Source organism: Actinomadura rugatobispora (genome assembly GCF_042656285.1).
GTDB lineage: Bacteria > Actinomycetota > Actinomycetes > Streptosporangiales > Streptosporangiaceae > Spirillospora > Spirillospora rugatobispora.
Genome location: NZ_JBHSON010000171.1, coordinates 1 through 13062 on the forward strand (window position 1 = coordinate 1; position 13062 = coordinate 13062).

The 13062-nt window shown below is 73.2% G+C and carries 17 protein-coding genes; 4 read left to right on the forward strand and 13 right to left on the reverse strand.

The features are described 5' to 3' along the window. Positions 1–201 precede the first annotated feature (201 nt). The 4 genes from ACFPZN_RS54390 to ACFPZN_RS54405 form a co-directional block, all read right to left on the reverse strand. Positions 202–384, reverse strand: coding sequence for an iron chelate uptake ABC transporter family permease subunit (locus ACFPZN_RS54390; RefSeq protein WP_378292982.1), 183 nt, complete (start codon positions 382–384; stop codon positions 202–204). A gap of 103 nt (positions 385–487) precedes the next feature. After that, on the reverse strand, positions 488–1108 hold the full coding sequence (locus ACFPZN_RS54395) for a FecCD family ABC transporter permease (protein ID WP_378292984.1): 621 nt from the start codon (positions 1106–1108) through the stop codon (positions 488–490). Further along, positions 1098–1907, reverse strand: coding sequence for a siderophore-interacting protein (locus tag ACFPZN_RS54400; protein WP_378292986.1), 810 nt, complete (start codon positions 1905–1907; stop codon positions 1098–1100). The genes ACFPZN_RS54395 and ACFPZN_RS54400 overlap by 11 nt, the downstream gene beginning before the upstream one ends. Beyond that, positions 1904–2908: an ABC transporter substrate-binding protein gene (locus tag ACFPZN_RS54405; RefSeq protein WP_378292988.1), complete on the reverse strand. Its 1005-nt coding sequence runs from the start codon at positions 2906–2908 to the stop codon at positions 1904–1906. Before ACFPZN_RS54405 ends, ACFPZN_RS54400 begins: the two co-directional genes overlap by 4 nt. Positions 2909–3012: 104 nt before the next feature. Between ACFPZN_RS54405 and ACFPZN_RS54410 the strand changes: the two genes are divergently transcribed. Next, complete coding sequence (locus ACFPZN_RS54410) at positions 3013–3849, forward strand: helix-turn-helix transcriptional regulator (protein ID WP_378292991.1); 837 nt, start codon at positions 3013–3015, stop codon at positions 3847–3849. A 2-nt stretch (positions 3850–3851) separates the two neighbouring features. On the opposite strand, the gene ACFPZN_RS54415 is transcribed toward ACFPZN_RS54410, so the two are convergent. From ACFPZN_RS54415 to ACFPZN_RS54450, 8 genes are all read right to left on the reverse strand, one after another. Next, positions 3852–5333, reverse strand: coding sequence for a multicopper oxidase family protein (locus tag ACFPZN_RS54415; RefSeq protein WP_378292993.1), 1482 nt, complete (start codon positions 5331–5333; stop codon positions 3852–3854). Between the two features lie 125 nt (positions 5334–5458). Beyond that, entirely contained in the window at positions 5459–5854 is a 396-nt protein-coding gene (locus tag ACFPZN_RS54420) for a winged helix-turn-helix transcriptional regulator (protein ID WP_378292995.1), read from the reverse strand. 59 nt (positions 5855–5913) lie between these two features. Beyond that, positions 5914–6957, reverse strand: coding sequence for an AI-2E family transporter (locus ACFPZN_RS54425; protein WP_378292997.1), 1044 nt, complete (start codon positions 6955–6957; stop codon positions 5914–5916). A gap of 25 nt (positions 6958–6982) precedes the next feature. Continuing rightward, positions 6983–7810, reverse strand: coding sequence for an alpha/beta fold hydrolase (locus ACFPZN_RS54430; RefSeq protein WP_378292999.1), 828 nt, complete (start codon positions 7808–7810; stop codon positions 6983–6985). A 76-nt stretch (positions 7811–7886) separates the two neighbouring features. After that, on the reverse strand, positions 7887–8315 hold the full coding sequence (locus ACFPZN_RS54435) for an RNA-binding S4 domain-containing protein (RefSeq protein WP_378293001.1): 429 nt from the start codon (positions 8313–8315) through the stop codon (positions 7887–7889). 18 nt (positions 8316–8333) lie between these two features. Further along, the gene (locus ACFPZN_RS54440) at positions 8334–9176 is read right to left on the reverse strand and encodes a universal stress protein (protein ID WP_378293003.1); all 843 of its coding nucleotides are present in this window, start codon (positions 9174–9176) and stop codon (positions 8334–8336) included. A gap of 397 nt (positions 9177–9573) precedes the next feature. Further along, positions 9574–9924 carry an ArsR/SmtB family transcription factor gene (locus ACFPZN_RS54445; protein ID WP_378293005.1) on the reverse strand — a complete coding sequence of 117 codons (351 nt, stop codon included), beginning with the start codon at positions 9922–9924 and terminating at the stop codon, positions 9574–9576. Between the two features lie 47 nt (positions 9925–9971). Further along, a complete protein-coding gene (locus ACFPZN_RS54450) occupies positions 9972–10169 on the reverse strand; it encodes a DUF3073 domain-containing protein (protein ID WP_378293007.1) in 198 nt (65 codons plus the stop codon). A 364-nt stretch (positions 10170–10533) separates the two neighbouring features. Here ACFPZN_RS54450 and ACFPZN_RS54455 point away from each other — a divergent pair, with 364 nt between their 5' ends. Together ACFPZN_RS54455 and ACFPZN_RS54460 are read left to right on the forward strand one after the other, a co-directional pair. Beyond that, positions 10534–10953 carry a histone-like nucleoid-structuring protein Lsr2 gene (locus ACFPZN_RS54455; RefSeq protein ID WP_378293009.1) on the forward strand — a complete coding sequence of 140 codons (420 nt, stop codon included), beginning with the start codon at positions 10534–10536 and terminating at the stop codon, positions 10951–10953. A gap of 132 nt (positions 10954–11085) precedes the next feature. Beyond that, positions 11086–12015 carry a LysR family transcriptional regulator gene (locus tag ACFPZN_RS54460; RefSeq protein ID WP_378293011.1) on the forward strand — a complete coding sequence of 310 codons (930 nt, stop codon included), beginning with the start codon at positions 11086–11088 and terminating at the stop codon, positions 12013–12015. 67 nt (positions 12016–12082) lie between these two features. On the opposite strand, the gene ACFPZN_RS54465 is transcribed toward ACFPZN_RS54460, so the two are convergent. Further along, positions 12083–12658 carry a TetR/AcrR family transcriptional regulator gene (locus tag ACFPZN_RS54465; RefSeq protein ID WP_378293013.1) on the reverse strand — a complete coding sequence of 192 codons (576 nt, stop codon included), beginning with the start codon at positions 12656–12658 and terminating at the stop codon, positions 12083–12085. Positions 12659–12876: 218 nt separating this feature from the next. Between ACFPZN_RS54465 and ACFPZN_RS54470 the strand changes: the two genes are divergently transcribed. Then, the coding region (locus tag ACFPZN_RS54470) for a TCP-1/cpn60 chaperonin family protein (protein WP_378293015.1) at positions 12877–13062 on the forward strand (186 nt) is incomplete at its 3' end.

The window sequence follows — 13062 nt, forward strand, 5'->3', positions numbered from 1 at the left end:
GCCCCCTTTCCACCGGAGTGATGGTCTGGGGCCTCCCCGTCGCCTCTGGTCGAGCCCACTTGGCCAGGTCGCGTAGGGAACCGGCCTCCCGGGAACGGACCACGCACAGGATGCGTGTCGCCGGCCCGGGGTCGAGTACGCCGGGGACCAGTGCGTCCAAGACCGTTCGGGGCGCGCGGCTGAGCAACTTATGCACAGTCCTTAGGAACGGTTGCGGGTGAGGTTCTGGAAGATCGCGCCGGACAATCCCAGCGCGGCGCCAAACACCAGCGCGGCGGCGACGCGCGGCAGCCGCCATTCCCGGACGGCGATCGCCGCGTCGCCGTGCCCGAAGAGCGCGGGCAGCACCTCGGCGGGCGGGGTCCCAACACGTCCCCGCGGCATTGCGCGACCGCCGCCAGTACCAGCGCGACGGCGCCCAGCGCGGCGGTGGCCGCGAGCGTCCGCCGCTCGGCCCGCGCGGACACGGGCCCGATCCGGATGACGGTCACAGCGCCGCCGTCCCGTGCCGGCGGACGGCCCAGATGAGGGCGCGGCCGGCCAGCGATCCGACGGACCAGAAGCGGAGGCGGTCCAGCGCCTCCGGGTGGACCAGGCGCAGGCCGAGCGACACGCCCGACAGGACGAAGGTCACCGCGACGCCCGCGAGGATGAGCCGCAGCGGGTACGTCCGCCCCACCCCGTACACGACGGCGGTCGCCAGGACCGCCCCGGCGACGGCCAGGAGCAGCCGCGAGAGCTGCGAGTCGCCGGTGCCCAGGACCGTGCCCACGATGATCGCGAACCCGGCGCCGGACGTGACGCCCAGGATGCCGGGCTCGGCGAGCGGGTTGCGGGTCAGCGTCTGGACGAGCGCGCCCGCGACGCCGAGCGCCGCGCCCACGCACACGGCGAGGAGCGTGCGCGGCAGCCGGACGTCCCGGACGATCGTCTGCTGGTCGGTGCCGGTGTGGTCGGTGAACGCGCGCCAGATCTCGCCGGGCGCGACGGCCTGCGCGCCGACGCACACGCTCAGCACCGCCAGCGCGGCGATCAGCGCGACGCCGACCAGCAGCAGGCCGGCGCGTCCCCTCCGCGCGTCCGGCGACGTTGGGGACTCAGTCTTCAAGCCCGGAGACTCCACGTTTCCAGTAGCCGGTGAACAGCGCGTCCATCCGTTCCGAGCTCCAGGCCCGCAGCGGCTTGACGGCCTCCGTCTCGCCCGCCGCGAAGAGGAACGTCCGGGCTTCGGGCAGGTCCAGCGAGCGGACCGCGTCGGCGAGCCCGCCCTCCGCGTGGACGAGCCAGGTGACCTCCACGCCGCGCCGGTCGGCCAAGGGGTAGGCGTGGTCGGCGGGATCGGCGGTCTCGACGACGATGTGGGCGGACACGTCCGCGGGCGACTCCTCCAGCCAGCGCGCGGCGGCGGGGAGCGCCGTGGCGTCCACCGCGAGCACGTAGTGGTCGTAGGTCTGCGCGAACGCCTTGGCGCCGGGCGGTCCGGCGAGCACGGCCTCCTCCCCCGGTTCGACGCGGCGCGCCCAGTCGGAGGCCAGCCCGCCCGGGTGCAGCACGAAGTCGATGTCGATCTCGTCGCCCGCGTACCGGCGGATCGTGTACTTGCGGGTGCGCGGCATCGGGCGCGGCCAGTCGAGCATCATCGTCCGCCGGTTCGGGACGGGGTCGCGGCGAGTCCCGTCCGGGTCGGGGAAGACGATCCGGACGTGGTCGTCGAACTGGTAGGTGTGCAGCCCCGCCGTACCCGGCCCGCCGAACGTCAGCCGCAGAATGTTCGGGGTGACCGTCTCCCGCCGCCGCACGGTCGCGGTCCGGACCTCGATCGGGTAGGGGACGCGGGTCAGGCCCGTGCCGTCGCGGTGGTGGGCGGCGACGCGCGCCCCCGGTTCGCTGCGGTCGACCGCGGTCATGACTTCACCAGCGGCGCGAGGGCCGTGTCGAGCGCGTCGAGGGTCTTGAGCGCGGAGGTGTAGGTGGCCGCCTCGGTGTAGCGGACGGCGAAGGTCTTCCCGGCCTTCACCGCGGGCAGGTTCTTCCACAGCTTGGAGTCCAGGACGTACTTCACCGGGTCGGGGACGGAGCCGTCGGCGTTGACGGTGTAGGTGATGGCGTCCGCCTCGCCGAGGCTGGCGGGGACCTCCTCGATGGAGGGGTACTCGCTCACGTCCCTGGAGCCGCCGCCCTTCTTCTTGACCTGGCCGTAGTAGGTGACGCCGGCGTCGGTGGCGATGTTGGTGCCCCAGGATCCGGCGAACTCGCGCTGGAAGGTCCCCTGCTGCCCCTCGCCGTAGGCTCCGACGTGCCCGAACTCGAGGCCGCCGAGCACGCCGGCGTACTTGGCCTTCAGCTCCGCGGCCCGCTTCTCGTAGGCGTCCTTGGTCTGCTGGAAGGTCGCGGCCCGTCCCGCGGCGTCCGCCTGCCGCCTGGACAGCTCGCGCCAGGACGACGGCAGCGACGGCCCGACGACCGCCACCGGGGCGATTGACTCCAGGCGCTTCATGTCGAGGTCGCCGAGGACGGGCTTGGGCACCCCGACGATGATGAGGTCCGGCTTGACCTTGGCGATCGCCTCGTAGTTGGTGGTGTCGGCCGGGTTGCCCGCGATCTTGGTGAGCCTCTGGTAGGTCGCGAGGTCCTCCCGCGTCATCATCGGCACGCCGCGCGTCCACTCGGAGATGCCGGCCAGCGGCGCGTCCGCCTCGATGAGGACGGGGACGGCGTACCCGGTGGCGACGATGCGCTTCGGCGCGGCCGGGATCGTCACCCTGCCGTTGTCGGCCTCGAACACGCGGGTCGCGCCGGACGACGCCGCCGATCCGGACGAGCCGCAGCCGGAGATCGTCAGGACGAGCGCCGTGGCGGCGGCTGACGCGAGCGCCGCCGCGATCCGCCGGGACTTGCGTGGGGACATGGTCGATTCCTTCGTGCACAGGATTGGGGCACCGCCCGAACAGCGGCAGCGCGAATTAGGTTAGCCTTACCTCAGTTCGCTGGATATCGCTGAGAGGTCGTCTTGTGACGGTGCTGGGACACTCCCTGGACAATCTGGTCAATCCGGAGCGGTGCGAGGAGTTCGGCTACGGGCTCGGCACCCCGGGAGGCATCCTGATCCTGCGCTACCGGTCGTCCGGGTCCCTGTCGTTCGGGCCGCAGCGCCAGGACTTCCTGCACCAGCTCTACTGGTCCCCCGACGGCGTCCTGGCGTCGGCGCACGGCCCGTCCTCGTGCTTCACCGCCTCCGAGGAGGCGTTCTGGGCACGGCGCGCCGTCGTCCACGAGGTGACCGCCGGGGAGCGGCAGACCGTCTACCGGGTCTGCCTGCGCGAGGTGCCCCCCGGGATCGGCGGGCTGCACGCCGGGCCGGTGTCGCTGACGGAGGAGGCGGCGCTGCTCGTCCAGGAGATCTCCCGGCCCGGGTACGACGCGGCCGCCGCGCTCGCCGCCCGCGAGCGCATCATGGCGGGCCTCGCCGCCTCGTCCGACGCCCAGGCCGCGGCCCGCGCGTCCGGGCTCGGGTTCGCGAGGTCGGTCGCGCGCCGGATGACGCACGACCCCGGCGACCCCACCGGCCTGGCCGAATGGGCCGACCACCTCCGCATCAGCGTGAAGACGCTCCAGCGCGACTTCACCCGCGAGTTCGGCATGTCGTACACGACCTGGCGGACCAAGCTGCGCCTGAGCGCGGCCCGCGCCCTCCTGCGGACCGAGCCGGTGACCAAGGTCGCCCACCGCGTCGGCTACGGCAGCCCGTCCGCCTTCATCGCGGCCTACGCCAAGGAGTACGGCCACACCCCCGGCCGCCTCCCGGACGCGTCCCGCGGCCCGCTGCCGGCGCCCGGCCGGACGACATGACGTCAGTGGCGCCGGCGGTGGTGGGCGGGTATGCCGGGAAGCCGGGTCGGGACCCGGTCCTCGGTGCCCGCTTCGACGACGACGAACTGGCCCATCATGCCCAGGTCCTCGTGCCGGAGGAAGTGGCAGTGGAACATGTACGGCCTGACGGGGTCGGACCATTCGCTGAAGGTGACCGCGACCCTGACCGTGCCCGCCCTGGGGACGAGGACGGTGTCCTTGAGGCCGCGGAGGTGGCCGGGAGGCGGCGCCCCGTTGACGTCCAGGACACTGAACGCGACCCCGTGGATGTGGAAGTTGTGGGCGAAGCTCTCGTTCCGGATCTCCCAGATCTCGGTGCTCCCCGCGGGCACGACCTCGTCGATGCGGCCCATGTCCATGATCTTGCCGTTGATGTCGTGGTGGCCCAGGACGAACGTGCGGACGCGGGCGCCGGGCGGCGGCTCGATCATCGGGTCGGCCGACAGCCGCGACGGCATCCGGCCCGCGCGGGTGAGCCGCCCGGCCGCCGCGATCGCCAGCAGGTCGAGGTCGTCCTTCCCGTCGGCCTTCCCGTCGCCGGCGGTGTTCTTGGGCTGCTCGCCCAGGCTGTTGAGCGTCACCCGGTCGCCCGCCGCGAAGTCGACCAGCACCTCCGCCCGCTCGCCCGGGCTGAGCTGCACGCGGTCGACCTCCAGCGGCGCGGCGAGCAGGCCGACGTCGGTGGCGATCAGGTGGAAGCGGCGCCCGTCGGTGAATCCGACCTGGTAGACGCGGGCGCTGGAGGCGTTCAGCAGCCGGAACCGCACGCGCGCGGCGCCGACGCGCAGGAGGGGCCGGTAGGTGCCGTTGACCAGGACGGTCTGCCCCTCGAATCCGAACCTGTCCTGGTACAGCGCGGCCTCGTCCAGCGAACCGTCGGCGCGGAAGGTCCGGTCCTGGATGATCAGCGGGATGTCGTCCACGCCGTAGGCGCGGGGCAGGGCGTCGGGCGCGTCCGGGGCGTCGATGAGGAACATCCCGGCGATGCCGCGGTAGATGTGCAGTTCGGTGCGGCCGTGGGGGTGGGGGTGGTACCAGGCGCTGGCGGCGGGCTGGTCGATGGTCCACTCCGGCACCCACATCCCGTACGGGCCGATGATCTGGTGCGGGCCGCCGTCCGCCTCGGCGGGCACCCGCACTCCGTGCCAGTGCAGCGTGGTCGACTCGGGGAGCCCGTTGATGACCCGCATCTCCACCCGGTCGCCGCGCGAGGCGCGCAGCGTCGGGCCGAGGTGGGGGCCGTTGACGCCCCAGGTCGCGGCCCTCTTGCCGGGGAGGAACTCGGTCCGCCCCGGCCGCAGGTTCAGCTGGAACCGGCGGACGCCGTCGACGTCGCGCCGCGGCCGCAGCATCGGCGGGATCCAGAGCGGCTTCCGCGGCGCGGAGACCCCGGAGGAGGCCTGCCCGCACCCGGTGCCCAGCCCGGCCAGACCGGCGGCGGCGAGAAATCTGCGGCGTTTCATGCGGTCTCCGACAACGCTAGGAAGATCAACACATGGCTCCCTTGTCATGACCGCGGAAAGCGGACGCATCGTGAAATGCGGGAGTCCGCCGGTTCATCTCACGGTGACGATCCGGTGCCGGTGGGTCACCGGGCGTCGAAGGCCGCCCGCGAGTCCCGGATCTCGGTGGCGTTGTCCTCGGCCCATCCGGCCAGCGGCCGGACGACCTGGAGGAGGCCGAGCCCGCGCGGAGTGAGCGCGTAGTCGACGCGCGGCGGTTTGGTGTCGTGGACGGTCCGCGTCACCAGGCCGTCCCGTTCCAGGCCGCGCAGCGTCGCGCTGAGCATCCGCTGGGTGATGGGGGCGCTGAGCCGGCGCAGCTCGTTGAAACGCCGGGTGGTGCCGCCCAGCCGGCAGACGACGACCACGGACCATTTGTCGCCGATCCGTCCGAGCACGTCGCGGACCAGGTCACGGCCCTCCTCGGACGCGGCGGACGCGGCGGGCGCGGGGGCGTCCGGCTCCGTGGTCGGTTGCGCCATGGCAGGCAGTATACGAGGCGTACCAGGTACCGCCGGGCTCCACGCGTCCGCGCGGCGCGTCAGGGGGGTTCGGCGGGCGTCTCGCGCAGGACCATCGCGACCCGGTAGGACACGGCCGTGACCGGGACGGCGACGATCGCGCCCGCGATCCCGGCCAGCAGCGTCCCGGCGGTGACGGCGATGATGATGACGGCGGGGTGCAGCCGCAGCGCCCGGCCCATGATCAGCGGTTGCAGCAGGTGGCCCTCGGCCTGCTGCACGACGATCACCGCCGCCAGCACCAGCAGCGCGTCGCCGACGCCGTTGCTCACGAAGGCGATGAGCACGGCCGCCGCGCCCGCGACCGTCGCCCCGGCGATCGGGACGAACGCGGCAACGAAGGTCAGCAGCGCGAGCGGCAGCGCCAGCGGGATCCCGATGACCAGAAGCGCCGTGCCGATGCCGACGGCGTCCACGAACGCGATCAGGACCGTCCCGCGGATGTAGGCGACCAGCGCCTCCCAGCCCGCCCGCGCCGCCGCGTCGGCGCGGTGGCGGACGCGGGCGGGGGCGAGGCCCAGCGCCCACCGCCACATGGAGGCGCCGTCCTTGAGGACGAAGAACAGCAGCACCAGCGCGATCAGGATGGACGCCACGCCCTGGGTGGCGACCCCGGCGCCGGTCGCCAGATCGGGGGCGGACTTGACCAGCGCGTGCCGCAGGTCCTCGGCGAGCGCGTCGAGCCGCTGGGCGGTGATCGGGAACGGGCCGCCCAGGATCAGCTCGCGGATCTTGTCCAGTCCCCGCCGCAGGCCCAGGCGCAGGTGCGGCCACTGGCGGACGGTCTGGTTCCCGATCAGCACGAGCGGCAGCGAGACCATCGCGATCAGCGCGAACACCCCGGCCAGCGCGGCCAGCCACGGCGGGAGGCGCAGCGCCCGCAGCCTCCGGGAGACCGGCTCGATCAGCGCCGCCATCAGCAGCGTCGCCACCAGCGCCAGGGTGAGCGGCGCCAGGTGGACCAGCAGCGCCAGCACCAGGCCGGCCCCCGCGGTCAGCACCAGCAGGCAGGCGACGCTGAGCGCGGCCCGGCGGAGCCCGGGCGGCGGCCCGGCGGGTTTCACGCGACGCCTGAGGCCACTTCGGGCCCTAACCCTTGAGGAAGTCGAGCAGGTCGCGGTTGAACTTCTCCTTGTCGCCCGGGACGAGCGCGATGCCGTGGGAGCCCCGCTCGTAGACCTTGAGGGTGGCGTTCGCGACGATCTCCGCGGTCTTGCGGCCGGTGGCGTCGATGGGCACGATCTGGTCGTCGTCGCCGTGGACGACGAGCGTGGGGATGTCGAACTTCCTGAGGTCCTCGGTGAAGTCGGTGCGCGCGAACGCGTCGACGCACTTCACCCCGGCCTGGATGGACTCGTGCATGGCCATGTACCAGAAGGCGTCACGGTTGCCCTGGGTCACCTTGTTGCCGGGGCGGTTGGCGCCGAAGAACCCCTCGCTGGCGTCCTTCCAGAACTGCGAGCGCTCGGCGAGGATGCCCTTCTTGATGTCCTCGAAGGCCTCAGCGGGCACGCCCTCGGGGTTGGTGTCGGTCTTGAGCATCAGCGGCGGGATCGCCGACAGCAGGACGGCCTTGCCGACCCGGCCCGTGCCGTGGCGGCCGATGTAGCGGGCGAGTTCGCCGCCGCCCATGGAGTGCGCGACGAGGACGATGTCGCGCAGGTCGAGGGCCTGGATGAGGTCGTTGAGGTCGTCGGCGAAGGTGTCGAAGTCGTAGCCGTCCCAGGGCTGGCTGGAGCGGCCGTGCCCGCGGCGGTCGTGGGCGATGCCGCGGTAGCCGTTCTCGGCGACCAGTTTCAGCTGGTCCTCCCAGGCGTCGGCGTTCAGCGGCCAGCCGTGGCAGAACAGGACGGGCCTGCCGGAGCCCCAGTCCTTGTAGAAGATCTCCACTCCGTCGCGCGTCGTGATGACACCCATGCCGCGGCCCCCCGGTTCCTCGTTGGCGGTGTTTCGGTCACCAACGAGGCGGTACCCGGGCGGGATGTCCGGAAAGTCAAGATCCGGTCGGCAGATCTTTACCGGGCGGTACCGGGGGCGCCGGCATGCCCGGCCGGCTGCGGAGCCGCTCCATCTCGCGGCGGTCGCGCTTGGTGGGACGTCCCGCGCCGCGGTCGCGCCGGGCGATCGGGACCAGCGCCTCGCGCGGGGGCGGCGGCGGGCTCTTGTCGATCAGGCACTCCTGGGCGACGGGCGCGCCGACCCGCTTCTTGATGATCTTCTGGACGACGACGATCCGCTCGCGGCCGTCCAGCCGCAGCCGCACCTCGTCGCCCGGCCGCACCACCGAGGCCGGCTTGACGCGCACGTCGTTCACCCGGACGTGCCCCGCACGGCACGCGCCGGTGGCCATGGACCGGGTCTTGATCAGGCGCACCGACCACAGCCAGACGTCCACCCGGACCGAACCGCCCTCACCCTCCATGCCCCCGACCCTAGCCGGTCAGCCGGACTGGACGACGGCGACCGGGCTGTGGGCGTGGTGGATCACGCCGTGGCTGACCGAGCCCAGGCCCGGGACGTTCAGCCAGTTGTGGTCGTGGGCGCCGACGACGACCAGGGCGGCCCCGCGGGACGCCTCGCGGAGGGCGGTGACGGGATGGTCGCGGACGATGTCCGCCACGACCTCGACGTCCGGGAAGTCCCCGCGCACGGGGGCCTGGGCGCGGACCACCTCCTGCTCGAGCTTCTCCACGACCGCCGCGGCGGGCAGGTCCGCGCCGCCGTCCCGCCAGGCGTGCAGGACCCGGACGCGGGCGCCGCGCACGGACGCGGCGTCGAAGGCGTACCGGAGGATGCCGCCGGGGTCCGAGACCAGGTCGATTCCGGCGACGACCTCTCCCCCGCCCTCGGCGGACGCGGGATCGCCGCGCACGATCACGACCGGCACGGCGGTGTGCCCGGCCAGCCGCAGCCCGGTCGAGCCCAGCAGCAGGCTGGCGAACCCGCCCCGGCCGCGATGGCCCACCACCAGCTCGAAGGCGCGCCGGGACCGGTCGGCCAGCACGACCGCGATCGCCTCGGCGACCAGCTCGGTGGTCACCTCGATCCCGGGCCGGTGCTCCCGGGCGGTCCGCGCGGCCTCGGTGAGGATCTCCTCGCCCGCCTCGGCGACGCTCTCGGCGATCTGGCCGGGCGCGAACAGCGGCAGCTCGTACAGGCCCCGGTCGATGGCGTGCACGATGTGCAGCGGCCGGCGGCGCAGGGCGGCCTCGTCCGCCGCCCACCGCACCGCGCGGGAGGCGCCCGGCGATCCGTCGGTGCCCACGGCGATGGGGTCGGTCATCGTGCTCAGCTCCCTCGGCTCGCGTGCCTCACGGTGTTCTTTCCCAGCCCCGCAGCGGCGGTGCCGCCCATGCCCATGCCGAACACGCCGATGCATCACCCACCCGCCGAACCGGTCGGTCAGCGCGCCCACCGGGATCCGTCCCAGTTCAGCGCGAACCCGAGGGTGGCCATGGCCAGCATCAGCCAGGGCGGCCGCGACGTGCCCATTCCCGCTCCCTCCCGTCCACCGGCGCGCGGCCGGACGGGGGGACCATGGTCATGATCGGCCATCCGGCGCGATCTTCACTGTGGTCGAGGAGGGGCGGCTCAGATAGGGACCTTGGTCCTCCGCTGGGGCCTTTTCACTCCGGCGCGACCAGAAATTGGGGCCGGGGATGCCCCGTGGACGGGACGGTTCAGCGGGTGGCGAGCCGGGTGCGGCCGCCGGTCTCGAGCCCGGTGGCGGGCTCGTCCTCACCGGCCGGCAGGTCGGCCAGGATCCGCCGGGCCGCGCCCATCAGCTCCGACACGTCACCGCCCGCCAGCTCGTAGGTCACGCTGGCCCCCTCGCGCCGGGCGGTCACGATCCCGGAGCGGCGCAGCACCGCCAGCTGCTGGGAGAGGTTGGAGGCCTCCACCTCGATCTCCGCGAGCAGGTCGCGGACCGGTCTGGGCCCCTCGCACAGCATCTCGAGGACCCGGACGCGCACCGGGTGGCCGAGCGTCTTGAAGAGCTCGGCCTGGGCCCGGTGCGCGGGGACCGGCATCCCTCAGGCCCTCGTCCAGGGGCCGTGCGGGACGCGGGCGCCGTCGTTCACGCGCCCGGCTCCCGGTCATGGTCACGCTCGCCCTCGGCGGCGTCCTCGGGGACGGACACGTGCCCCGCGGGCACCGCGGGCGACTCGGTGACTCCCAGCTCGTGGCGAAGCCGCTCCAGGTCGGTACCGCCTCCGCTGTACTTCAGCTTCCGCGCGACCTTCGTCTGCTTGGCCTTGGCCCGACCGCGTCCCATACGCCCGCCCTCTCTCGTGCAAGGGCCACGTCACCCTTGAACGACGCGGCCCGCTCTATCGCCGACTCATGCTGAGCACGCCCGCGATTGTAGCCAATTGAAAATTTGTTCAACTCGAACTCTGAATGTGACGGCCCCCACATCACGGCCCGTACACGCCCCCGGCACGGGCGGGACCCGGTTGGAGGGCGGGCGGCCGGTCCCGGTGACGGAGGGCGGCGAGCCGGCCGGGCGGGCCGGAATCGCCCCGTCCGGCAGGGCGACGACCAGCGCCGATGAGAACGAGAGGGCACGCCGCGAGAGCGGCGCTACTACGCGCCCGAGTCCGCTAGCGTCTGGGTAGCCAGCTAGCGGAAAGGACCACATGGCGGAGAAGGTCATCCTCGTCGACGACATCGACGGCACCGAGGACAGCGATGTCGCCAAGCGGGACTTCGACGTCCTCGGACGGAAGTTCACGATCGATCTGAGCGACGCGAACGACAAGCGCCTGCGGGACGCGCTCGACACCATCGAGGCGTTCGTCGACAAGGCCCGCGAGGTGAAGGCCGCCGGACGGGGGCGCAAGGCCGCGAGCCCGGCCAAGATCAAGGGGTACACCAACTCCGACGTGCGCGAGTGGGCCCGGGAGAACGACGTCGAGGTCTCGGCCAAGGGCGTGATCGCCGACGAGGTGTACGCGGCGTTCATCGAGGCCCACCCCGACGCGGCGCCCGACGGCAGGCCCGGCTCCGGGGAGGCGTCCGCGGACGCCTCCGGCGAAGGCCCCGGCGACGACGCCTAGCGTCTCGCGCCCGGCACGGGATCCCCGCACGATGGACGGGCGGCGCGGTCACGCGCCGCCCGTCCGCGTTCCCGGGAACGGATCGTTCACGGCCATCACAAGATCCCGCAGGGTTTCGTGTTGAATGGCCACATGATCGACCCTCGGCTGCAGACTCTCCGCGTCCTCCAGGAGGAGGGCACGGTCACCGCGACCGCCGAGGTCCTGCACCTCACGCCCTCGACGGTCTCCCAGCAGCTCCGCCAGCTCGGCAAGGACCTCGGCGTGCCGCTGCTGGAGGCGCAGGGCCGCCGGGTCCGCCTCACGCCCGCCGCGTACACGGTGCTGGAGCACGCCGACACGCTCTGCTCGCAGTGGGAACGGGCCCAGGCCGATCTCGCGGCGCACCGCCAGGGCACCTCGGGCCAGGTCCGGTTCGCCGCCGTGTCCAGCGCGCTGGCCGCGCTCGTCGCCCCGGCGGCCGCGCTGCTGCGCGCCGAGCACCCCCGGCTGGGCGTGCGGATGGCCGAGCAGGAGAGCCAGAAGGTGTTCTCGCAGCTGCTGGCCCGCCGCACCGACATCGCCGTGGTGATCCCGACGGCGGACGGCCCGCCGCCCGGCGATCCGCGCTTCGACCAGCGGCCGCTGCTGGACGAGCCGCAGGACCTCCTGGTGCCGCCGGGGCATCCGCTGGCCGCGGGCGGCGCGGTGGAGCTGGCCGAGGCGGCGCACGAACCGTGGATCGGCTGCCCGAACCGTCCCGACCAGCACCATCTGCTGCTCGCCTCGTGCGCCGCGGCCGGGTTCACGCCCGGCATCGCGCACGACGCCAACGAGTGGTTCGCCGTCTCCGCCCTGGTCTCGGCGGGCTTCGGGGTCGCGCTGGTGCCCCGGCTCGCGTCGCTGCCTCCCGAGAACGGCGCGGTCCGGGTGCCGCTGCGCGGGGATCCGGTGCCGTCCCGGCGGATCATCACCTGCGTCCGGCGGGGCAGCGGGCGGCAGCCGCCGGTCGCGCACGGCCTGGAGGCGCTGCGCCGGGCGGCGGACGCGCGGCGTGCGCGCGACCGCCCTACGAGGGGCTAAAGGCCTGGCCGCGCTCGCCAAGTCCCGGTCAGGGGCGAGCCGCCAGGCGAGCGCCGTGGGCCGGGACTTAGAAACACAGCCCGGGGAGGCCGATCTGCTGGAGGGCCTCCCGCAGGACGGTCTCGTACGGCGTACCGTCGTCGAGCCGGAGCCAGTGGCCGGTCGCGGCGGCGGTCGCGCCGACGACGGAGGCGGCCAGGACGGCGGCGCCCAGTTCGCCGGCACCGCTCCGCTCGGCGATCGCGGCGGCCAGCGGCGGCTCGATCGCCGCCATCGCCTTGAGGTACTCGCCGCGCAGCGACGGGTTGGAGGCGATCATGCGGATGATCGCCCGGTCCGGCTCGGCGGGCGTGTGCACCTCGATCACCGCGGCGACCAGCGCCTCGTTCAGCGGCTCGGCCTCCGGGCGGGCCCGCAGCGCCGCCGCGAGCTGCTCGCCGCGGTCCGCCGCGACGGCGCAGATCGCCTCCTCGCGGCTGGAGAAGTGGTTGTTGTAGGTGCGCGGCGAGACCCCGGCCAGTTCGGCGATCTGCGTGACGCGCACGTTCTCCGGGCCGTTCTCCAGGGCCAGCCGGAGGGCGGCGGCGCTGATGGCGGCGCGGGTGGCGAGCCGGTTGCGGGTGCGCAGGTCCAGGTCGTCCATGCGGGGAGTCTAGCGGAAGATCTTTGCGTGACGCGCAACTTGTGCGTGGCACGCAACTTGTGGTTACAGTACTGGCGTCAGGGATTGGCACTCCGGGAAGGAGAGTGCCAATGCGGGCCAGCGCGGATCCGGCCGGCGACACCTCCTCGCGGGGGTGGTCCGTCGCGGGCGCCGGACGGGTCCGTCACGGCCGTCGTGTTTTCGGGAGGACGGAGCCTATGGCCGCAAGGATGATCGCGTTCGATGAGGAGGCCCGTCGGGGTCTGGAGCGCGGGATGAACCAGCTCGCCGATGCCGTGAAGGTGACCCTTGGTCCCAAGGGTCGCAATGTGGTGTTGGAGAAGAAGTGGGGCGCTCCGACGATCACCAATGACGGTGTGTCGATCGCCAAGGAGATCGAGCTC